Below are 21360 nucleotides of genomic sequence, written 5' to 3' on the forward strand. Positions count from 1 at the left end.
AACATATAGTGTTTGGTTTCACAAAAACCATACTATATGTTGAAAACAATATACAACGTTTGGAGCGCGCTCTTATCCTATTCATCTCCGACTAGCTGGCTGTGAAACTTTTTTTACCGGAAATTAGCTCTAACATGTCTAAAGTATTATACTTAAAGTGCAGATAATTTTAGAAAGCAGGTATCTTTTATGCAAGAAGAATTCCTAAATCAAATAGCTGACCAACTTAAACAAGGGATGACTGAATTTTTAGCACAGACTGATCTTAAGAAAAACGATATTTTTGTCTTAGGATGCAGCACTAGCGAGATCCGAGGTAAAAAGATCGGTAAATATTCCAATTTAGACGTGGGACGGACAGTCATCAAAACTTTGACTGAGATCTTGCCATCAGGAGTCCAGCTTGCTGTTCAAGGTTGCGAACATTTGAATCGTGCTTTAGCTATGGAACGTCAAGTCGCCGAAGATCACGGTTTAGAGATCGTTTCAGTCTGCCCTAGCTTACACGCCGGTGGAGCTGCACAGGTAGCGGCTTTTGAAACATTCAAAGATCCAGTCGAAGTAGAACATGTCACTGCTAAAGCTGGGATCGACATCGGTGACACTGCGATCGGGATGCACGTTAAATTCGTTCAGATCCCAGTTAGAACTTCGATCAAAGAGATCGGTTCGGCCCATGTTACTTATTTGAGTTCACGGCCAAAATTGATCGGTGGCGAACGTGCGATCTACAAATTTGAAAATCTAAATCAACAAGTTGATCCTTTAAATCCGTTAGCTTAACGAAATATAAAAAGCTGGTACGCTAACTCCACCTCATCTGGAGTCGGCTTACCAGCTTTTTTAACTATAATTTTTGAGTGTTCTTCTGATCTCACGTTCTTGATCACGACGCTTGATCGTTTCCCGCTTATCGTAGCTGTGCTTACCTTGTGCAACTCCGATCAAAACTTTGGCAAAGCCATTTTTTAAATAGACCTTCAGTGGGACTAAAGTGATCCCCTTGCCACTAGTCTCATTAGCTAAACGCACGATCTGCTTTTTATGCAACAATAACTTTCGGTTGCGCAACGGATCATGGTTAAAACGATTGCCCTGAGTATATTCGGAAATATGCACATTCATCAACCAAGCTTCGCCATTTTTGATCTGTGCAAAGCCATCTTTTAGATTGATCCGGCCCGCACGTACTGATTTGATCTCAGTTCCTGTTAAAGCTACCCCAGCTTCAATAGTATCTAAAATATAGTAATCATGGCTTGCTTTACGATTTTGCGCTAAAGGACGCTCATGTTGTGCTTGTTTTGCCATTTACCTCAGTCCTTTTTATAAACTGCTATTTTTTGTCGCGACGTTTTTTATAAAATGGTTTCCGCCCATTTTGATTGTTTGAACGTTGTGAATTATGCCGATTATCCCGACGACCATTATTATTATTTTGACGTTTGAATGGACGCTTTTGACCACGTTTATCGCCATTTTTCCGGTCAAATTTACGTTTTGGTGGCATTTCAGGTAATTCGACACCTTCTAATAGATCGGATTTTGGTGCTTTGCCTAAACTCAATAGCTTAAAGTCGATCTCTTTTTGTTCAGCATTGACATTAACTAATTTGACACGGATCGGTTGACCGATGCGGTAAGTTTGTTTTGTCTTACGTCCAACTAAAGCCATTTGCTTTTCAACAAAGATATAATAGTCATCGTTGATCTCACTGATATGGATCAGGCCTTCAACTGTATTTGGTAATTCAACAAACATCCCAAATTTAGTAACTGAACTAACGACAGCATCGAATTCTTCACCTACATGATCAGCCATGTATTCTGCCTTCTTCATCGCATCTGTATCACGTTCAGCATCGATCGCGCGCCGTTCAGCTTGCGAACTGTGTTGGCTCACTTCTGGTAATTCAGCTTGGAATTTGGCTTGACTACCTTCTCCGATACCATTTTCAGCATAGTAATGGATCATGCGGTGAACCATCAAGTCAGGATAACGTCTGATCGGTGAAGTAAAGTGCGTATAGTCTTTAGCAGCTAAGCCAAAGTGGCCCAACGGTTCTGGCGAATATTTAGCTTGTTGCATCGACCGCAATAACATCACTGATACCATTGGTTCTTCTGGCTTACCGGCAACTTTCTTTAAGATCTTTTGAAGCATCTTAGGTTGAATATCGCTCACTTTACCAGTTACTTCGACCCCTAGACCAGATAACATTTCAAAGAAAGATTTGATTTTTTCTTCTTTTGGTGTTTCATGGATCCGGTAGATAAATGGAACGTGAAGATCCTTGTAGTGCGCTGCTACCGTTTCATTTGCAGCTAACATAAAGGATTCGACCATGCGTTCACTTGTTCCACGTTCACGCAATTGAATATCGATCGCATGTCCTTTTTCATCCACGATGATCTTAGCTTCCGTATCTTCAAATTCGATCGCACCACGGCGCTTGCGCATCTTCAATAAGATCTTATGCAATTCGCCCATTTCTTCAAACATTGGGACTAATTCACGATAACGCTCTTTTTCTTTTTGATCATCAGACTCTAAGATCTTGTTGATCGCTTTATAAGTCATTCGTTCCGTCGTCTTGATCACACTTGGGAAGATCTCATGGGAAACGACTTCGCCTTGCGGATCGATCTCCATCTCACAAGTCAAAGCCAAACGTTCGACTTGTGGGTTCAATGAACAGATCCCGTTTGATAATTTAGCTGGGATCATCGGAATGACCCGGTCAGTCAAATAAACCGAAGTTCCCCGTTCGAATGCTTCTCTATCTAGTGGCGTATTCGGGGTCACATAGTGCGATACATCAGCGATATGTACCCCTAAATGATAGTTGCCATTATCTAATTTACGGACACTAACGGCATCATCTAAGTCTTTAGATTCGATACTATCGATCGTCACCATCTGTTCGTCAGTCAGATCGCGCCGTCCGACTTTTTGTTCTGGTGTCACATGATCTGGGATCTGTGCGACTTGTTCCATGACGTCTTCAGGGAATTTATGTGGAATATCGTGTTGATAGACGATCTGTAAAATGTCGATCCCCGGATCATTGATATTACCGATGACCTTAGTTGCGACCCCTTTGATGATCCCTGGAAGATCTGAACTAGGATAAGTCGTAATATCAGCTAAGACGATCTCACCTTCGACCGGATGTAAGCCAGTATCTTCAACTAAAAAGCGGTAGTTAGATAACTTTTTGTCCCGTAAATGGACGGTTCCAATGATCCCACTAGGTACGTTTTCATCCTCAAGCGGCTTGAATTCACCTACGACTTGAGTCAAATTGCGTTGGACGATCCCCGTAACTTTACCTTCAGGACGCTTACCGATCGCTGGATCCCCAGCTGCGATCATTTCGACCTCAACTTCATCCCCATTCAAGGCTGAAAGTGTTTGCGTTGGGTTGATAAAGTAATCTGGTTCTTCAGGATCGACCGTTACAAAACCAAAACCGCGGTCATTTGCGTGAAAGATCCCCGTAAATTTAGATGCACTTTCATGCTTTACAGCACTAAAAAGACCTTCATCATTCAAGGCGATCACCTTATCATGTTCAAGTTGAGCGACTGCTTGGACAACAAAATTAAATTGCCCAGCTTTATTCATTTCTAATTTATCAGCTAACTCCTGAACAGTGAATTTCTTTTCAGGTTCAGCTTCAAAATAATTTATTAGTGATTCTTTTATCTTTTCTTTTTCCATTTAAATCCTCATCATCTTTTGAAATAATTAACATTCACTGTCATGACTTTTACTCGAAAAAAGCCCCCTGTGATCATCATGCAGGAGGCTTTGTCTTATAAAGCTAGTGTGCTGAAATGTATACTAGAGCTAAGGATAGCGCAAAGAATACGACACCTAAAACGGCCGTGACCTTTTGCATAAATGCTTCAAATCCACGTGGTTTTTGCTTACTAAATAATTCTGTTGCGCCCCCAGATAAGGCTGAGGATGCATTGTCAGTCTTAGCTGGTTGCATTAAAACAGCAATAATGATCAGCACTGAAACGATCAGCAATAGTGTTAAAAGTATATTGTACAATCTAAATTTACCTCCTTACCCGCTATGGTAAACTATATCTATTATAATTTAGCATACTTACTCAAATTTTTCCAGTAACATTTCCCGCTAATTTGGTGGTAAGTCCGATAACTGGGTCAATTTAGCTCTGATCAAAGCTCGCTTTGCCGGCACAGTCAAGATAACTAAAGTATCCCCTGCTTTGAGTAAAGTTTCTCCATGGGGCAAGATCTCTTTTTCACCGCGACGGATCGTCAACAATAGGCACTCTTTAGGCCAAGCAATCGTCTTTACTTGGCGATCTTGTAATTTTGAACCAGCAAAGATCGGGAACTCAAATTGTTCATGCTGATCAACTTTAAGCAGCATTTTTTGCTTATCAGTATGGGCGCTTAGATTGGCCAACATCGCTTCATAGATCGGCTTACCGTGTAAAATATCACAAACTGCATAAGCCGTTAAGGAGACCAAGGCTAGAGGCATCAAGTGTTCTAAGGAACCGACCATCTCAGTTACTAATAGGATCGCGGTAAAGGGTGCTTTGCCGATTCCTGCAAAATACCCTGCCATTGCATAGACCATGCAGTTGACTAAAAAAGCATCGGATAAAAGCCCCATTTGCGCCAAGGCCTTCCAGTAAAGTGCCCCCAGTAAAGCTCCTAACGTCAAGATCGGTAAAAAGATCCCCCCAGGCAAGCTCGAACCGTATGATAACGTCGAAAAAACTAAGCGTAATAAAGACAAGAACAGTAAGCTACCTAACGTCAAATGCCACGCTGGTAAACTGACGATCAAGTTATTGCCCCCACCTAGGTATTGAGGCCAATACATCCCGATAAAGATCACTATAGCCAGCGGTATCACTCCATAAAAGCGGGGTGAGAGCCACTTTAACTTTTGATACAGATAACTACTATTAAGCGTCAGAAATTCATATACTAAGCCCAACAAACCCAAGAAGATCCCTAAAATAACTAAGGCCCAATAGCTGCTCGGCGGAAAACTTTGATCATGAGGTAGATATAACACGGGACGCAATCCAAAAAAGTTAAGTGAAACAAAATTAGCCGTAACGGCCGCAGCCAATGAAGTCGTCCAAACAAAAGGAGAAAAATTGTGATATATCTCCTCGATCACAAATAATGACGCTGCGATCGGAGCATTAAAAGCAGCGGCTAGTCCAGCAGCTGCTCCACCTGCCAGTAAGCAGCGTTGCTCACTTTTGCTTAAGTGTAACTTTTGCGAGACGCCTTGCCCGACCATCGCTCCTAATTGGATCGAAGGACCCTCGCGCCCTAAAAATAGTCCTGATCCGATCGCTAGGACACCCCCGATCCATTTACGCCATAAGACTGACCACCAATCAACTTCAATTAGCCCAGCCAACTGGCCTTCAACTTGTGGGATCCCAGAACCACTGATATTAGGTTCTTTAGCCAAAAAATGGGCATTCACGCCTAATACGAATATTAAAAAAAGGATAACTATTGGCCAAAATTTTGGTTCGGTCAATAATTTTGGATAAACACCTTGCATCACTTTAAGTAAATTTTCGATCACTAACCGAAATAAACTGACTACAAAACCTACTAATATCCCAACTAGAGCTCCGCGAATTATAAACCGAAAGCGCACATAATTTAAACTCTTTAAACTGATTTTTTTCATCTTTTCTTCCACTGCCTATCTTGCAAACAGTGCCCCCCCTAGAAAAATTTATATGTAGAAACAAAAAGAGACCCACAACAGGTCTCTTTTTGTAGTAGCTATACTACTAGATTGTTAAGTCAATCAACTAATTATTTTTCTTCGATTGCTTGACGAGCTTGTTCGCTCAAGTTGTAGAAGGAGTTGATACCTTTGTATTGAGCAACGCCACTTGTCAATTGATCTTCGATACGCATTAATTGGTTGTACTTAGCGATACGGTCTGTACGGCTCATAGAACCTGTCTTGATTTGGCCAGCATTTGTAGCAACAACCAAGTCAGCAATTGTTGTATCTTCTGTTTCACCAGAACGGTGGGAAACGATAGCTGTGTAACCAGCTTCCTTAGCCATTTCGATAGCTTCGAAAGTTTCTGTCAAAGTACCGATTTGGTTAACTTTGATCAAGATTGAGTTAGCACAACCCATACGGATACCCTTAGCTAAGTATTGTGTGTTTGTAACGAAGAAGTCGTCACCAACCAATTGAACTTTCTTGCCAAGTTCAGCTGTGATTTCTTTCCAGTCATCCCAGTTGTTTTCGTCGATAGGATCTTCGATAGAGATGATTGGGTATTTAGCAACTAAACCTTCAAGATATTTGATGAATTCAGCAGTTGTGAATTCTTCGCCTGTTGACCAGCGAAGTTTGTACTTGCCAGTTTCACCATCCCAAAGTTCTGAAGAAGCAACGTCGATAGCAATGGAGATATCCTTGCCAGGCTTGTAGCCAGCTGCTTCGATAGCTTTGATCAAGTATTGTAATGGTTCTTCGTTGTTAGCAAAGTCAGGAGCGAAACCACCTTCGTCACCAACAGAAGTTACTTTACCATCAGCTGCAAGAAGTTTTTGCAAGTTGTGGAATGTTTCAGAACCCATGCGAACAGCTTCTTTGATTGAAGAAGCACCAACAGGCATGATCATGAATTCTTGGAAGTCAACCTTGTTATCTGAGTGTGCACCACCGTTGATAACGTTCATCATTGGTGTTGGCAATACGTGTGCGTTTGTACCACCCATGTAGTTGTACAATGGCACTTGTAATTCATCAGCAGCTGCACGAGCAACAGCGATGGAAACAGCCAAGATAGCGTTAGCACCAAGCTTACCTTTGTTTGGTGTACCGTCCAAAGCGATCATAGCCTTGTCGATAGCGATTTGGTCTGTTACTTCGTAGCCAACGATTTCTTTTGCGATAATATCATTTACATTAGCAACAGCTTTTGTAACACCTTTGCCCATGTAACGTGACTTGTCGCCGTCACGCAATTCAACAGCTTCGTGTTCACCTGTAGAAGCACCGGAAGGCACGATACCGCGACCAAAACCGCCATCTTCTGTGTAAACTTCAGCTTCAACCGTTGGGTTGCCACGTGAGTCTAAGACTTCGCGAGCATAAATTTCTGTAATTGCAGACATAAAATATTACTCTCCTTTTAGTTTGATTGACTTTGAGAAATATTGTCCTCATCAATTATTTTAATGGTTTTGGCCTAAACTTTCAATCCATTTCATGAAGGTTCAAGCAAAAATTAATCTAGTCGTTAAAATTAACCAATTCTAGATATGATTCAGGAACTAATGAAGCCCCACCAACTAAGCCACCATCGATGTTTGGCTTAGCCATTAATTCTTTAACGTTAGCTGGTTTTACAGAACCACCGTATTGGATGCGAACTTTATCAGCAACGTCTTGGTCGTATAAGTCAGCAACAGTCTTTCTTACAACTGCACAGATTTCTTCTGCTTGGTCAGATGTAGCTGTCTTACCTGTACCGATAGCCCAAATTGGTTCATAAGCGATCACAAGGTTTGAAACTTGTTCTGCTGTTAAGTCTTTAAGTGCAGCCTTAACTTGTGCTTCGACCCATTCTTCAGCCTTGCCAGCTTCACGAGTTTCTAAAGATTCACCACAGCAAACGATAGGTGTCATGCCATTGTTAAAGATAGCATGTGCTTTTTTGTTGATGTCTTCGTCTGTTTCATGGAAGTAGTCGCGACGTTCGGAGTGACCGATGATCACATAGTCAACGCCCATTTCTTTTAAAACTTTAGGTGAAGTTTCACCTGTGAAGGCACCTTCATCTTCAAAGTAGCAGTTTTCAGCAGCTACTTTTAATTCTGAACCTTTAGCATTTTCTAATAATGCTGGTAAGTCAACAGCAGGAGCAGCAATAACAGATTCTACTTCTGTTGCTTTTGGTAATTTATCTTTAACGGCTTTTACAAATTCAGCAGTTTGTTCTGGATTCATGTTCATCTTCCAGTTACCTGCAATAATTGGTGTACGCACGAAAATCATCCTTTCAAAGAAAATTGTTTAAACAAACTGGCAGGGGCAAAAATATTACCCCTGTCAGCAATTGATCAATGGTTATTACTTGTCGGAAACGGCAGCAATACCAGGAAGTGTCTTACCTTCAAGATATTCAAGGGAAGCACCACCACCAGTAGAGATGTGTGTCAACTTGTCTGCGATACCTAATTTCTTAACAGCAGCAGTTGAGTCACCACCACCAACGATCGTAGTTGCATCTGTCAATGTGCCTAAGAATTCACCAACGCCAAGTGTACCCTTAGCGAAGTTAGACATTTCAAACACACCCATAGGTCCGTTCCAAACAACTGTCTTAGCATCTTTCAAGACATCCTTGAACAATGCAACAGACTTTGGTCCGATATCAAGCGCCATGTAGCCATCAGGAATGTCGCCTTCAAAGACTTCTGTAGGTGCATCGTTGTTGAATTCAGGTGCGCATACGTTATCAACTGGTAAAACGATCTTGTCGCCAGCTTTTTCAAGCAATTCTTTAGCTAAATCGATCTTGTCTTCTTCAACTAAAGAGTTACCGATCTTGATACCTTTAGCAGCGTAGAATGTGTATGTCATCCCACCACCAACGATGATCTTGTCAGCTTTGTCAAGTAAGTGTTCGATAACACCGATCTTGTCAGAAACCTTAGCACCACCTAAGATAGCAACGAATGGATGTACTGGGTTGTCAACAGCTTCACCCAAGAACTTGATTTCTTTTTCTAATAAGAAACCAGCAGCTGCTTGTTCCATGTTGCTTGCGATACCAACGTTAGAAGCGTGTGAACGGTGTGCTGTACCAAATGCATCGTTAACGAATACATCGCCAAGTGATGCCCAGTACTTGCCAAGTTCTGGATCGTTGCCAGATTCTTTCTTACCGTCTAAGTCTTCAAAACGTGTATTTTCAACAACTAAAACATCGCCATCTTCCATTTCAGCAATAGCTTTTTCTAATTGTTCACCACGTGTAGCTGGTACAAAAGTAACTTTCTTGTTCAAAAGATCAGCTAAGTGTTCTGCAACTGGACGTAAAGACAACTTTTCTTTGTCTTCTTCAGTCTTGATACGGCCAAGGTGTGAGAATAAGATAGCCTTGCCACCTTGATCTGTGATGTATTTGATCGTTGGCAATGCAGCTACCATACGGTTATCATCACCGATAACACCGTCTTTGATAGGAACATTAAAGTCAACACGAACTAAAACTTTTTTACCTTTAAGATCTTTTAAATCTGAAACAATAAGTTTAGACATAAGTAAGCCTCCATGATTTGTTAAAAATAAAAGGCGGGAGGAGTCTGCCTCCCCCCGCCTCATAACCTGCATAACAAGTTAAAATTAGCGTTTAGCTAAATCTTAAAGCATGCTTGCAAATTTTTCTAATGTACGGATCATTTGTGCTGTAAAGCCAGCTTCGTTGTCGTACCATGCAACAGTCTTAACAACTTGTGCATCGCCTTCACCAACAACTTGTGTTTGTGTTGGGTCGAAGATAGAACCAAATGATGTACCGATGATATCTGAAGAAACGATACCGTCAGCATTGTAACCAAATGATGGGTTGTTTTCTGTAACTTTCTTAACTGCTTCGTTAACTTCTTCAGCTGTAACTTCTTTGTCAAGAGTTGCAACTAATTCTGTTAATGAACCTGTGATAACAGGAACACGTTGTGCATGGCCGTCTAACTTGCCGTTCAATTCTGGAACAACTAAGCCGATAGCTTTAGCAGCACCTGTTGAGTGAGGAATTGTGTTTTGAGCTGCAGCACGTGCGTTACGTACGTTACCACCGCGATCTGGACCATCTTGTAATTTTTGTGTAGCTGTGTAAGCGTGGATTGTTGTCATTGTACCAGCTTTGATGCCAAATGCATCGTTAACAGCCTTAGCAAGTGGTGCCAAGCAGTTTGTTGTACATGAAGCAGCAGAAACGATTTGGTCTTCTGGTGTCAATGTATCATCGTTAACACCGTAAACGATCGTCTTCATCTTGCCAGCTGGAGCTGAAACAAGAACTTTCTTAGCGCCTGCTTCTACGTGTGCTTGTGCCTTTTCTGGAGATGTGTAGAAACCTGTTGATTCAAGAACCAATTCTACACCATCGTTCTTAACCCAAGGAATGTTGCGTGCGTCTGCTTCTGCGTAAACAGGAATTTCCTTACCGTTAACGATAAGTGCGTTTTCTGTTGCGGAAACTTCACCTTCAAATTGACCATGAGCTGTGTCATATTTCAACAAGTGAGCCAACATTGCTGGAGATGTCAAGTCGTTGATAGCAACGATTTCCAAGTCTTTTGATGTTTCAGCAATACGACGGAATGCTAAACGGCCGATACGACCAAAACCATTAATACCTACTTTAGTAGTCATACTACAATTTCCTCCTTTAGGAAATAAAAATTTATTTTAAAAAGTAATGTTCAAAACACTACTCTTTTAAAATCGCTTTTGCTGCTCCTTCGTCTGTGATCAGACACGTTTGTTTAGGAGCGTGTTTCATGTAAGAGACGATCGCTTTGGCTTTTGAGGTGCCACCAGCGACGGCAATTACACATTCCATAGAAGCGAGGTCTTCTAACTGGATCCCGATACGGGAGATCCGATACACGACCTGTCCTGCCTCATCAAAAAAGTAACCAAAGGCTTCACCGACTGCTTTGCGTTCATTTAACATCGCGATCATTTCTTGCGACATCGAACGTCGATGAGCCATATGCATCGCTGTTCCGATACTGTGGATCACAGCATTACTTTGCCGTATCAAAGTAACGACTTCTTGAACAGCTGGTTCTTTTAGCAAGGGACGGTACGTACTCTCGCTTACTTGCTCGGGCACATAAAGTGACCGGCTCTTTCCACCAGTTCGGCGTGCCATCCGAGCACAAACGTTATTAGCTTGGATCTCCATGCGTTCGCCCAATCCACCTCTAGCAGGCACAAAGAGCAGTTCACGTTGATCACTGATATCGGGCGTCAAACACGCAGCGATCTGCGCCATCGTCGTCCCGCCCATAGCCGCAATAATATTACGCCCACGAGGCAATAACGTCTTAAGTGTGTTGGTAACAAGTCTTCCCATCTCATTAACTACCTGTGTCTGATCATCGCTATCACCAGCAACGACCAAGCAATTCTCGATCCCAAGTTTTTGGCTCAAACGTAATTCCAATTGCTTAAGATCTAATAATTGATCGATAAAACTTGCTAACCCCTGAATAACTTCTTTACCCTTATCTGTCAAGACCATCCCAGACTTAGTCGCTGCGACGAGTTCTTGTTGTTTTAGGCAATCTGCCTCACTCCGTAAGATCCGCTCGCTCATGCCCAAGGCTTCGGCTAATGAACGTCTACCTATTGGTCCAAATGTTGCAATCTGCTTTAGCACTGCATATCTTCGACTTAAGGTATCGATCACATCTGGAACGATCCGCTCGATCCACTCGATCTCTTGGTGCATAATCTTCGTCTCCCTTTCTGTGGGACATGAAACGTCCAGAGGTTGGACAGCTCATTGCTGAGCTGATCGCTTAAGTAAGTCATCGTGAATTATCTTATCGTGATGACCCACTCCCCCAAGCACAATGAAATTATAACAACAATATTTCCCTTTTGCAAGGTATTGCGCGCGAAAATTCAATAAAAAAAAACGAAAATCACTTAGTCACACTACCGACTATCCGAAGTTTTAGCATTTCACAAGTGTGATCGTTTATAAATTAACGAACTTTAACTCTAAAACACACAGTGATCGCCCGTAATTCAAGGAACGATCAGGTTTTTTAGAAAATACTTTACTTAGTCACTTAAAATCTTTTTCGCTTACTTGAAGAAGCGATATTTAATTTTTCACGATACTTAGCCACCGTTCTACGGGACACTTTTAGTCCATCACCCTGTAACCGCTCTGCCAATTTTTGATCTGAAAGTGGCTTATGTTTATCTTCGGCTCCGATATAAGTCTGGATCTTTTTATACACTTCATCAACACTAGTTTCATTACCAGCTTGATCAGTATTAACTGCCTGGGAAAAGAAACTCCGTAATTCAAAGACCCCAAAATCGGTTTGCAAATACTTACCATTGACTGCCCGACTGACTGTTGATTCATGTAACTGTAGTTTTTGTGCTACATCACGCAATAGCATCGGTTTTAAGGGATGCTCTGGAACCGTAAAAAATTCTGGTTGGCGCGCTAAGATCTCTGCCCCGACCCGCTCGATCGTACTTTGCCTTTGAGCTAACTCAGCTACCAAAGTTTGATATTGCTTCTTTTTTTCTTTTAAATAATCAGCCACGCTTTGATCGAGTTCACCGACTAAACTTTCATAGTAACTCTTGCGGAAAATGACCCGCGGTTTGACTAAAGTAGTTGATTCTGCTTGAAGAGTACCATCAACATTTTTAACGATCAGGTCTGGTGCGATATAAGCGGTTTCACTTTGATCGTAAGCTTTGCCTGGGGCAGCTGACAAAGTTTTTAGATAATCGATCAATGCTTGCATCTGCTTTAGATCGATCGCCATTTTTTTAGCGATCTGTTCCCATTTACTTTGGGTAAAAAGTTCAAAATGCTCGGCGATCACACGATAAGCTAGGTCATCACGCCCTCGTTCACTTTCAATTTGAAGTAACAAGCATTCCTGCAGATCGCGCGCACCGACACCAGGAGGATCTAAGCGCCACAAAAGAGTCAAAGCATCATCAAGTGTTGTTTGGTCGATTTTTTTATCACGGACCAGCTTTTTGGTATCCAGCTTTAGGTACCCATTTTGGTCTAAGTTTTGAACAAAGTAAACGACCCAATCCCGTAAAACGGTTTTTCGCATCGTCAGATTAACTTGATCAAGCAAATAATCAAAAAGTGAGCTAGTCTTGCTGGGCGGGGTCACAAAATCTGGCAAGGGCTGTCCGCTTGAGCTACCATTAAATGAAACAGCCACAAAAGGGTTATCCAATTCGATCTGTGAGAGATAGTCTTGAAGTTCGCTAGCATTAAATTTGAGCATTTGGATCGATTGTTGCATTTTTTGCGTCATGATCAACTTACCTTGTTGTTTTTGTTGTAATGTTGTATCTTGTCTAAGTTTCATTTTTTTATCCTTTTTGCAAATTTATACTTGTAATTATATCAAATATATTTTAATATAATAAAGTACGCATCGCTAGTGTAATGGATCGCACGCAAGATTCCGGTTCTTGTAATCTGGGTTCGACTCCCAGGTGATGCATCAAAAACTACGGTAATAGCATCTCATTTTGGTAATGAGGTGCTATTTTTTTGTAAAAAAATAACAGCTAACATTTACCGTTAAGCTGTTATTGTGCTTAATGACTTGTTCCAAATAAATTAACGATGACTACCCCGATCAAGATCAAGGAGATCCCTAATAAGGTCAACCAATTGATGCTTTCCTTAAAATAAAAAACACTGACTGCTGTCGCTAAAACGATCCCGATACCCGACCAGACCGCATAAGCCAAACTCAGATCTAGATTTTCTAACGACTTAGTTAAAAAGAAGAAACATAGCCCATACGCAACTAATGCTAAAGTCGAAAATGATAGTCTCGTAAACCCATCTGACATCTTCAAAAAAGTCGTTCCTAAAAATTCACCGATGATCGCTGTTGCTAAATATACATAACTCATTTATTCTTCTACCTGTCCTTTCAAATTGGTCAACATCTCTTCATTTAAATCGTTCAATAAGCGCAACTTTTCTATCCCTAAAGCTTGCGCAGCTTTTAATTCCTTAGTTCGTAATTCTACCAAAACTGTCCGCGCCTGCTCTTGTCCAACTTCATTTAAATATAAGATCTTACTGCGTTTATCAGTCGGATCGGGAAGGGTCATGATCTTTTCTTCTCGGCTCAACTTGTTGACTATTGAAGTAACAGTCTGTTTAGGCAGACCTGTTTCTTTGATCAAACATGTCAACGGTAATTTAAAGTCATGATTTTCAAACACTATAAATATATAAAGCAATGATGACGTGAGCCGATTTTTAGCGATCAACTGATCATAAACATGGTTAAATGCGATCCAATCTGCAGTATAACGTTTTAGCTCGTTTTCCATTTTCGCCTCTCCTTTTTAGTCCGATTTCGTACTAAATAATAATAGGAATTTTTAGCAAATGCAAGTTTATTTGATTTGACCATTTTTGACCAATAGGTTACAATAGCAATACACAGTCAGTCACTGACTTCAAATTTATTAATATTGCGGAGGTTCCCACTATGAATTTAGTTCCTACAGTTATTGAACAATCATCTCAGGGAGAACGTGCTTATGATATCTATTCTCGTCTCTTAAAAGACCGGATCATCATGGTTTCAGGTGAAGTTAACGATGATATGGCAAATGCGATCATCGCCCAATTACTTTTCTTAGATGCTCAAGATCCTGAAAAAGATATCTATATGTATATCAACTCTCCCGGTGGTTCCGTTTCAGCTGGATTAGCAATTTATGATACTATGAATTTTGTTAATGCAGATGTGCAAACGATCGTTATGGGAATGGCAGCTTCAATGGCTTCTGTTTTAGCTACAGCTGGTGCTAAAGGCAAGCGCTTTGCATTACCTAACTCAGAGATCATGATCCACCAACCATTAGGCGGGGCACAAGGTCAATCAACTGAGATCCAGATCGCAGCTGAACACATCTTGAAGACACGCAAATTGATCAACGAGATCTTAGCCGAACATTCTGGACAAGATATCGAAACGATCGATCGTGACACTGAACGGGATAACTTCATGACCGCACAACAAGCAGTTGACTACGGTTTGATCGATGGGATCATGAAAAATAAAAAGAAAAAATAATCATTAAAAAACAAGAGTGTGAAATATGCGAGCAACGCATATGTTTCACACTCTTGTTTTTTTAGTTTGTCTTCAATAATAGATCTGTCGCAGAAATGAGCTTTTTCTTATCGATAAAAATGTATTTCATTAGATAGCCTAAGAGAACAGGCAGTACTACGAACAAACAGCTCAAACTTAAGATACTCAACCAACCTGGCGCCATAAAACCGTATGCTGTCAGCGGTCCGACCAAGCCACTAAAGCCAAAGCCAGCACTCATCGGTGTACCTTGAATATTGAATATTGCGCCTAAACCACCCATGATCGCCGAACTGATGACTACCGGCAGATAAAGAATAGGTTTTTCCAGCATATTGCCCATTTGGATCTTGGGAGTACCAAAGAAGTGAGCTATCACAGTTCCCAAGCTATTGACTGAACTTCCCATGATCGCTAAAGTGAATGCCCCAGCAGTAATACCTAAATTAGCCGATCCTGAAGCGATCCCCGTGATCCCGATCGCAGCTGCGATCCCAACTGAACTGATCGGTGAACAGATCAACACTGCAAACGAGATACCCATTAAGATCCCCATCAAAATAGGTTGTAAGAGCGTAAAGGTTTTGATCCCAGCTCCGATAAAACCAGTCACGGCTTTAACATAAGGCAAGACCCACAAACCTAAACTACCACCAATAATGATCACAATGATCGGCAACAATAAGATCGTATAATTTTTTAATTTATTTCCGATTAACTGAGCCAAGAGGACCGCAAAAACGATCGTTAGCCCAACGTTGATCACATCACCCGTTCCAGCTAAGCCAAATCCTTGCTGCGTTTTTACGATCACGCCCGAACCGACCATCGCAGCCCCAGCGACCGAACTCATCTGGACCATATTCATCTTAAAAAGATAACCGACGCTAAAACCCGCCATCGCCGGTAGTAGACTCATATTAAATATAGTGATATCCAAGACTGCATGCGCAAATGTCGGCCAGATCTTCGCCAAAGCTTGCATTAATTGTCCCAACAAAGCCCCTGGGATCAATGAGACTACCACCCCCATGCTGATACCGTTCAATACATTCAAGGTAAATTCACGTCCCGTTATTTTCTTCACACTCATAAAAAATTCCCCCTTGACCTTTTTGGTCGCTTTAATAATTGTTAATCTACCCAAAAATAATTATAAAGTCAACTTAAAAATTATAACTAACTCATTAAAAACTTAATTTAATATACAAATAAAGCCGACAATTCAGCCAAAAGCTAAATTATCGACTTTATCCATTTGAAATATTCTCATTTTCTTCTGCACGCAACTGCTGTGCATACTCATTTAACTTACGCAAACGATGATTGATCCCTGATTTTGAGATCGGTCCCCCAGCAACTAATTCACCTAGTTCTTTTAAACTGACCTCTGGATGAGCGATCCGCGCTTGGGCTACTTCTTGTAACTTTTGCGGTAAACTCTCAAGCCCGATCCGTTGATCCAAATATTCGATATTTTCGATCTGCCGTTTGGCTGCATCAGCGACCTTGTTCATGTTTGCATTCTCACAATTGACGATACGGTTAACTGAATTTCGCATATCACGAACGATCCGGATATCTTCAAACTTCAACATTGAAGCCGTAGCCCCGATCAACGATAGAAAATCAGCGATCTTTTCCGCCTCTTTTAGATAGGTGATATAGCCACTTCGCCGCTCAGTTGTCCGAGCATTTAGACCATAACGATTGATCATCTTGCAGATCGTTTCATTATGATCTTCATACAACGAATAGATCTCTAAATGGTATCGACTCGTTTCTGGATTATTGACTGATCCAGTCGCTAAGAAAGCCCCGCGTAAGTAAGATCTTACTTTGGCATCATCATCTAGAAAAGCTAACGGTACTGTTTCTTTGATCTGGAAACCATCTAAAATATCTAGATCTTTTAAAACATGATCACTTCCAGTTTTCAAACGCACGATATACAAGTTATTCTTCTTTAACTTCATCTTACGGCGTACCAGCAATTCACTTTCAACATCGTAGAACTGTTTTAATAAAACATAGATGCGCCGAGCGATCGCAGGATTTTCAGTTTGGACACTCAAAACAAATTGATGATTGACGATGCTAAGCGAACCATTCATCCGGATCAAAGCCATCAATTCCGCCTTGGCATTGCCAAAATGCACCTCAAGTGTCGTCAATTCTTTTTTTACGTCACTGGCGTATGACATTTAGCCACCCCTCTAATTCAATTCATTGGCATACCATGACTTAGGGCGTCCGAGCAACCGCATCAATTCTTTCACGACCTGTTCGCCATCATGAAAAACACCACGGTCGCGCAATTTCAAAAAGTTGTCCGAGATCACACGACACCCTTGTTCTCTCAAACCGTTAAAGTCATAAGCCACTTGATATAAATATTCATCGTATTTTTGTCGATCCATATAATCTTTTGGTACTGGTTCGGTATTGACCAGTACCGTATCGATGAAGCGTTGTCCTAAATGCCGATTCAAGACCCGCACATGTTCTGCATCGGTAAAACGTTCCGTCTCCCCCTTTTGCGTCATGATATTACAGATATAAACAACTTCAGCTTTAGTCTCACAAACAGCCCGCCCAACATTATCGATCATCAAGTTAGGCAAAATACTGGTGAATAAACTGCCCGGCCCTAAAACGATCTGATCAGCTTCCATGATTGCTTGAATAACTTCTTCTTTGGCTTCGGGTTTCTCATCATCGATCGAGGTCACCCAAACTTTTTCGATCGTTTTGCCAGCAGCCGAAATATGTGATTCCCCTGCCAAAGTCGTTCCATCATTAAAGCGCGCATTCAACGTCAACGGAATATCAGACGCAGGGTAAACGTGTCCCTGGATCCTCATCAATTCCGAAAGTTCTTGGACCGCATCAAAGATCCCACGATCATCCATCTCAGATAAAGCAGCGATCACTAAATTACCGATCGCATGCCCCGAAAAGAATTGATCGTTGGACTTAAACCGATATTGAAAAATCTGTTTGTAGATCTCTGGCACATCTGATAGTGCTACCAACACATTACGGATGTCACCTGGGGGCACGACATTGATATAATCTCGAATGACCCCCGAGGAACCACCATCATCAGCCACCGTCACGACCGCAGTGATATCAACATCATATTGGCGCAGGCCATTTAAAATAACGGGTAAGCCCGTACCCCCACCGATCACCACGATCTTCGGGCGATGCCGATTTACTCTTGACTTCATCATGAACGATTCACAGTCTCCTTTCGTTTCACCATATCGCGGTGGGTGATGTTCACCGGATATTTCTCTTGTAAAGCTTCCCCAATACGATTAGCCAGGGCCACTGAACGGTGTTGTCCACCAGTACACCCGATCGCGATCGTAACACTTGACTTGCCTTCTTTTTGATAGCCCGGCATCACAAAACGCAACATCTTGATAAATTGTTGATAAAATTCTTCAGTCATCTCGGAGTTCATGACGTAATCATAGACTGCCTGATCATTACCGGTTTTTTCACGTAATTCTTTAATGTAATATGGATTTGGTAAGAAACGAACATCCATCACGATGTCAGCATCGATCGGGACTCCATATTTAAAACCAAACGACATTACATTAACGTGAAAGGCCGTACTTTGATCGCTTTCAAAGTTCAAAAAGAGCTCTTCACGTAATTGACGCGGTGAGATCTTACTCGTATCGATCACAAGCTGAGCTTTAGATTTGATCTCGGATAACGATTCACGTTCACGTTGGATACCATCTAAAACACGTCCATCCATTGCTAAAGGATGCGCTCTTCTTGTTTCCTTATAACGAGCTACCAGTTCTTCATCCGACGCATCTAAAAACAAGATCTTCGGCCGTAAATTATCGTTACCATCATCTAACTCTTGTAACATCCCAAAGATCTCATCGTAAAAAGCCCGCGAGCGCAGATCGATCACCAAAGCGACCTTACTGATCTTACCGGATTCCTTGACCAACTCCCAGAATTTTCCTAGTAAAGCTGGTGGCATATTGTCCACACAAAAATACCCGAGATCTTCAAAGCTTTGCATTGCAACGGTCTTACCAGCACCACTCATCCCGGTCACTACGACTAATTGTATTGCTTCTGCCATTATTAACGCCCCCAATTAAAATCCATCGACTAATTATAACACATCCGGGTGTATCATTCATTAAACAGCGATCTTAGCCTATTAAAAAAGCAGCTCGTCTGAACTGCTTTTAATCTAGATCTAGTTCTTGCCCAAAGATCTTCAATTTCATCTTGATCCCCGTTGGTGTAGCGGCTAATCCTCCCAGCCCTGTTTCACGTAACTGAGCTGGTAGCCGTTTACCGATCCTTTTCATTGCTAAAATAACTTCATCTGCAGGGATCTTATTTTCCAGACCTGCTAAAGCCATGTCAGCTGCAGCTAGGGCATTGACCGAACCAACAACATTGCGTTTAACACAGGGGATCTCAACTAAGCCCGCGACTGGATCACAGACTAGTCCCAGCAAATTGCTCAATGCCATTGCAAAAGCTTCAGCTGCTTGCGTTGGACTACCACCACAGATCTCGACGGCTGCTGCAGCTGCCATTCCAGAAGCACTACCGACTTCTGCTTGGCAACCACCAGTGGCACCTGCGATCATCGCATTGTTGGCTGTCACCATTCCAAATGCACTGGCGCAAAAAAGAAAGGCTACCATCTGATCTGTCGTCAAGCCCCGCTTTTTTTGTAAGGCAAATAATACGCCTGGGATCGTTCCCGAAGAGCCTGCGGTTGGAGTTGCACAGATCAATCCCATAGCCGCATTGACCTCATTTGTGACTAATGAATTTTCGATCGCATAAAGGACCGTTTCATCCGTTAAACCTTGACCTGATTCGCGGTATTTTCTCATCTTAGCCGCTTCGCCCCCAGTCAACCCCGTTGGCGAGTGGACGCCCTCACCTTTTGTCCCGCGGTCAGCTGCTGCTAACATCACTTCCAATTGGCGTTGCATCTTAGCCCAAACTTCAGCGCGACTGGCACGTGAATAAGCCATTTCTTGTTCTAACATCAATTCCCAGATAGGCTTATCTTGTTTGAGCGCCGTTTCTACTATTTCTGCTACACTGTTATACATATAAGTTCCTCGATCATAGGCAGACCAAACTGCGACTTTGTGCTTTGATCTGCTCTAAAACATTTTTTGGTGGCAAGCGGTCAAGATCAAATTCATGGATCAAGTTACCTTGGCCAAAAATATTAGTCATCTCATGTCTGATCTTGATATTATCTTGATTTAAACTCTCTTTGATGTGGGCTGTAAAATCCGTCTCAGCCCAGCACAACATGATCGGCAAAGGCCCTAAAGGTGCAAAACGACAGCCATCTAATTCAAGTTCTCGGATCTCGATCGTACCGCCACCGATCGAACAACCACCGACTTTGATCATTTTATCAGCATTCTTTAGCGTAATGATCGCTGTATTGGGATGCCCGATCGGACTTTTTCCTTCATGTTCATTAAAAATGACCTCGATTCCTTGAGCCCGTGCGATATCGACCGCTTCAGGGACGCGCAGATCGTCTGTTTGCATCCCTAATACACCTGCGATCACAGCATAGTCAGTTCCATGCCCTTGATGGGTTTTTGCAAAAGATTCATAGTAGTCGACTATCACCTGTTCGATCGGCTCGCCAAATATTTTGTGGGCTGCTTGACCGATCGCTACAGCCCCAGCAGTATGCGAACTTGAAGGACCTACCATCACAGGTCCGATAATATCAAAAACACTCTTGTAATTCCCGCTCACCATTTTCACCTCGACGTAAGTCATTTTTTATTAATGTATCACTAAAGTTCGCCTTTTGTCACTACATGTGAAAAATTTAATTTAATTTTTTTCAATCTGGCACAGCTTACTAACCTAGTCCCCAAAAAGGGCTAGCCCAACACTTGAGCTAGCCCTAAGTTGTCGATTATTCTACTACTTTGCGTTCAAATGGATCAGATGAGATACCTTCATCCAAGATCTTTTGACACCATTCCTTAGCTGAGAACAATGAGTGGTCACGGTAATTACCGCAACTCTTGATGTCAGTTCCTTGAACATCTTCCCAAGAAGCATTCAAAATATCATTTAAGGATGCTTTTAAGGCTTTAGCAACTTCGACTGTATCGTGCTCGCCCCACATGATCAAGTGAAAACCCGTCCGACAACCAAATGGCGAGCAATCGATCACGCCATCCATATGGTCACGCAAATAACCAGCTAACATATGCTCGATCGTATGCAAACCCGCTGTTGGAATCGCATTTTCATTTGGTTGGACCAATCTAAGATCAAAGTTTGAGATCTGATCACCCTTTGGTCCTTCTTCTACCGTGATCAAACGCACATAAGGCGCCTTGACTGCGGTATGATCTAATGTAAAGCTTTCAACTTCTGCCATTCTATCAACA

General features: G+C 41.9%; 21 protein-coding genes. 2 read left to right on the forward strand and 19 right to left on the reverse strand.

Going from position 1 to position 21360, the window contains the following annotated elements:
• Positions 1–189 precede the first annotated feature (189 nt).
• Entirely contained in the window at positions 190–783 is a 594-nt protein-coding gene (locus GSR62_RS06015; protein WP_066024016.1) for a TIGR01440 family protein, read from the forward strand.
• A 60-nt stretch (positions 784–843) separates the two neighbouring features.
• On the opposite strand, the gene smpB is transcribed toward GSR62_RS06015, so the two are convergent.
• The 12 genes from smpB to GSR62_RS06075 all read right to left on the reverse strand — a co-directional run bounded on the left by smpB (position 844) and on the right by GSR62_RS06075 (position 14144).
• Positions 844–1311 carry an SsrA-binding protein SmpB gene (smpB, locus tag GSR62_RS06020; RefSeq protein ID WP_010689270.1) on the reverse strand — a complete coding sequence of 156 codons (468 nt, stop codon included), beginning with the start codon at positions 1309–1311 and terminating at the stop codon, positions 844–846.
• A 25-nt stretch (positions 1312–1336) separates the two neighbouring features.
• Positions 1337–3724 (reverse strand): ribonuclease R, encoded by a 2388-nt coding sequence (gene rnr, locus GSR62_RS06025; protein WP_066024017.1) that lies wholly within the window; start codon positions 3722–3724, stop codon positions 1337–1339.
• A gap of 103 nt (positions 3725–3827) precedes the next feature.
• The gene (gene secG / locus GSR62_RS06030) at positions 3828–4064 is read right to left on the reverse strand and encodes a preprotein translocase subunit SecG (RefSeq protein ID WP_010689272.1); all 237 of its coding nucleotides are present in this window, start codon (positions 4062–4064) and stop codon (positions 3828–3830) included.
• A gap of 87 nt (positions 4065–4151) precedes the next feature.
• Complete coding sequence (locus tag GSR62_RS06035; RefSeq protein WP_066024112.1) at positions 4152–5711, reverse strand: ClC family H(+)/Cl(-) exchange transporter; 1560 nt, start codon at positions 5709–5711, stop codon at positions 4152–4154.
• A 131-nt stretch (positions 5712–5842) separates the two neighbouring features.
• Positions 5843–7168, reverse strand: a complete 1326-nt coding sequence (eno, locus tag GSR62_RS06040; RefSeq protein ID WP_004048249.1) for a phosphopyruvate hydratase — start codon at positions 7166–7168, stop codon at positions 5843–5845.
• A 118-nt stretch (positions 7169–7286) separates the two neighbouring features.
• Entirely contained in the window at positions 7287–8042 is a 756-nt protein-coding gene (gene tpiA / locus GSR62_RS06045; RefSeq protein ID WP_029507338.1) for a triose-phosphate isomerase, read from the reverse strand.
• A gap of 84 nt (positions 8043–8126) precedes the next feature.
• Positions 8127–9320: a phosphoglycerate kinase gene (locus tag GSR62_RS06050; RefSeq protein WP_010689277.1), complete on the reverse strand. Its 1194-nt coding sequence runs from the start codon at positions 9318–9320 to the stop codon at positions 8127–8129.
• A 102-nt stretch (positions 9321–9422) separates the two neighbouring features.
• A complete protein-coding gene (gene gap / locus GSR62_RS06055) occupies positions 9423–10436 on the reverse strand; it encodes a type I glyceraldehyde-3-phosphate dehydrogenase (RefSeq protein WP_010689278.1) in 1014 nt (337 codons plus the stop codon).
• Between the two features lie 58 nt (positions 10437–10494).
• Complete coding sequence (locus GSR62_RS06060) at positions 10495–11523, reverse strand: sugar-binding transcriptional regulator (RefSeq protein ID WP_010689279.1); 1029 nt, start codon at positions 11521–11523, stop codon at positions 10495–10497.
• A 346-nt stretch (positions 11524–11869) separates the two neighbouring features.
• Complete coding sequence (gene rpoN, locus GSR62_RS06065; protein WP_066024018.1) at positions 11870–13156, reverse strand: RNA polymerase factor sigma-54; 1287 nt, start codon at positions 13154–13156, stop codon at positions 11870–11872.
• A 235-nt stretch (positions 13157–13391) separates the two neighbouring features.
• Positions 13392–13715, reverse strand: a complete 324-nt coding sequence (locus GSR62_RS06070; protein WP_066024019.1) for a DMT family transporter — start codon at positions 13713–13715, stop codon at positions 13392–13394.
• Complete coding sequence (locus GSR62_RS06075; protein ID WP_066024020.1) at positions 13716–14144, reverse strand: MarR family winged helix-turn-helix transcriptional regulator; 429 nt, start codon at positions 14142–14144, stop codon at positions 13716–13718. It abuts the gene before it with no gap.
• A 161-nt stretch (positions 14145–14305) separates the two neighbouring features.
• Between GSR62_RS06075 and clpP the strand changes: the two genes are divergently transcribed.
• Positions 14306–14896, forward strand: coding sequence for an ATP-dependent Clp endopeptidase proteolytic subunit ClpP (gene clpP / locus GSR62_RS06080; RefSeq protein ID WP_004048260.1), 591 nt, complete (start codon positions 14306–14308; stop codon positions 14894–14896).
• Positions 14897–14957: 61 nt separating this feature from the next.
• Here the strand turns inward: clpP and GSR62_RS06085 are convergent, their stop codons facing one another.
• From GSR62_RS06085 to GSR62_RS06115, 7 genes are all read right to left on the reverse strand, one after another.
• Positions 14958–16010 carry a PTS sugar transporter subunit IIC gene (locus tag GSR62_RS06085; protein WP_066024021.1) on the reverse strand — a complete coding sequence of 351 codons (1053 nt, stop codon included), beginning with the start codon at positions 16008–16010 and terminating at the stop codon, positions 14958–14960.
• Positions 16011–16167: 157 nt separating this feature from the next.
• The gene (gene whiA, locus GSR62_RS06090) at positions 16168–17121 is read right to left on the reverse strand and encodes a DNA-binding protein WhiA (RefSeq protein ID WP_035447323.1); all 954 of its coding nucleotides are present in this window, start codon (positions 17119–17121) and stop codon (positions 16168–16170) included.
• A 12-nt stretch (positions 17122–17133) separates the two neighbouring features.
• Positions 17134–18153, reverse strand: coding sequence for a gluconeogenesis factor YvcK family protein (locus tag GSR62_RS06095; RefSeq protein ID WP_371319655.1), 1020 nt, complete (start codon positions 18151–18153; stop codon positions 17134–17136).
• On the reverse strand, positions 18150–19037 hold the full coding sequence (rapZ, locus tag GSR62_RS06100) for an RNase adapter RapZ (RefSeq protein ID WP_035447325.1): 888 nt from the start codon (positions 19035–19037) through the stop codon (positions 18150–18152). The genes GSR62_RS06095 and rapZ overlap by 4 nt, the downstream gene beginning before the upstream one ends.
• A gap of 109 nt (positions 19038–19146) precedes the next feature.
• Positions 19147–20037 carry an L-serine ammonia-lyase, iron-sulfur-dependent, subunit alpha gene (gene sdaAA, locus GSR62_RS06105; RefSeq protein WP_066024022.1) on the reverse strand — a complete coding sequence of 297 codons (891 nt, stop codon included), beginning with the start codon at positions 20035–20037 and terminating at the stop codon, positions 19147–19149.
• A 13-nt stretch (positions 20038–20050) separates the two neighbouring features.
• The gene (locus GSR62_RS06110; RefSeq protein WP_035447616.1) at positions 20051–20710 is read right to left on the reverse strand and encodes a serine dehydratase beta chain; all 660 of its coding nucleotides are present in this window, start codon (positions 20708–20710) and stop codon (positions 20051–20053) included.
• 166 nt (positions 20711–20876) lie between these two features.
• Complete coding sequence (locus GSR62_RS06115) at positions 20877–21350, reverse strand: S-ribosylhomocysteine lyase (protein ID WP_035447329.1); 474 nt, start codon at positions 21348–21350, stop codon at positions 20877–20879.
• Between the last annotated feature and the right edge of the window lie 10 nt (positions 21351–21360).

This window comes from Ligilactobacillus animalis (assembly GCF_009933595.1).
GTDB lineage: Bacteria > Bacillota > Bacilli > Lactobacillales > Lactobacillaceae > Ligilactobacillus > Ligilactobacillus animalis.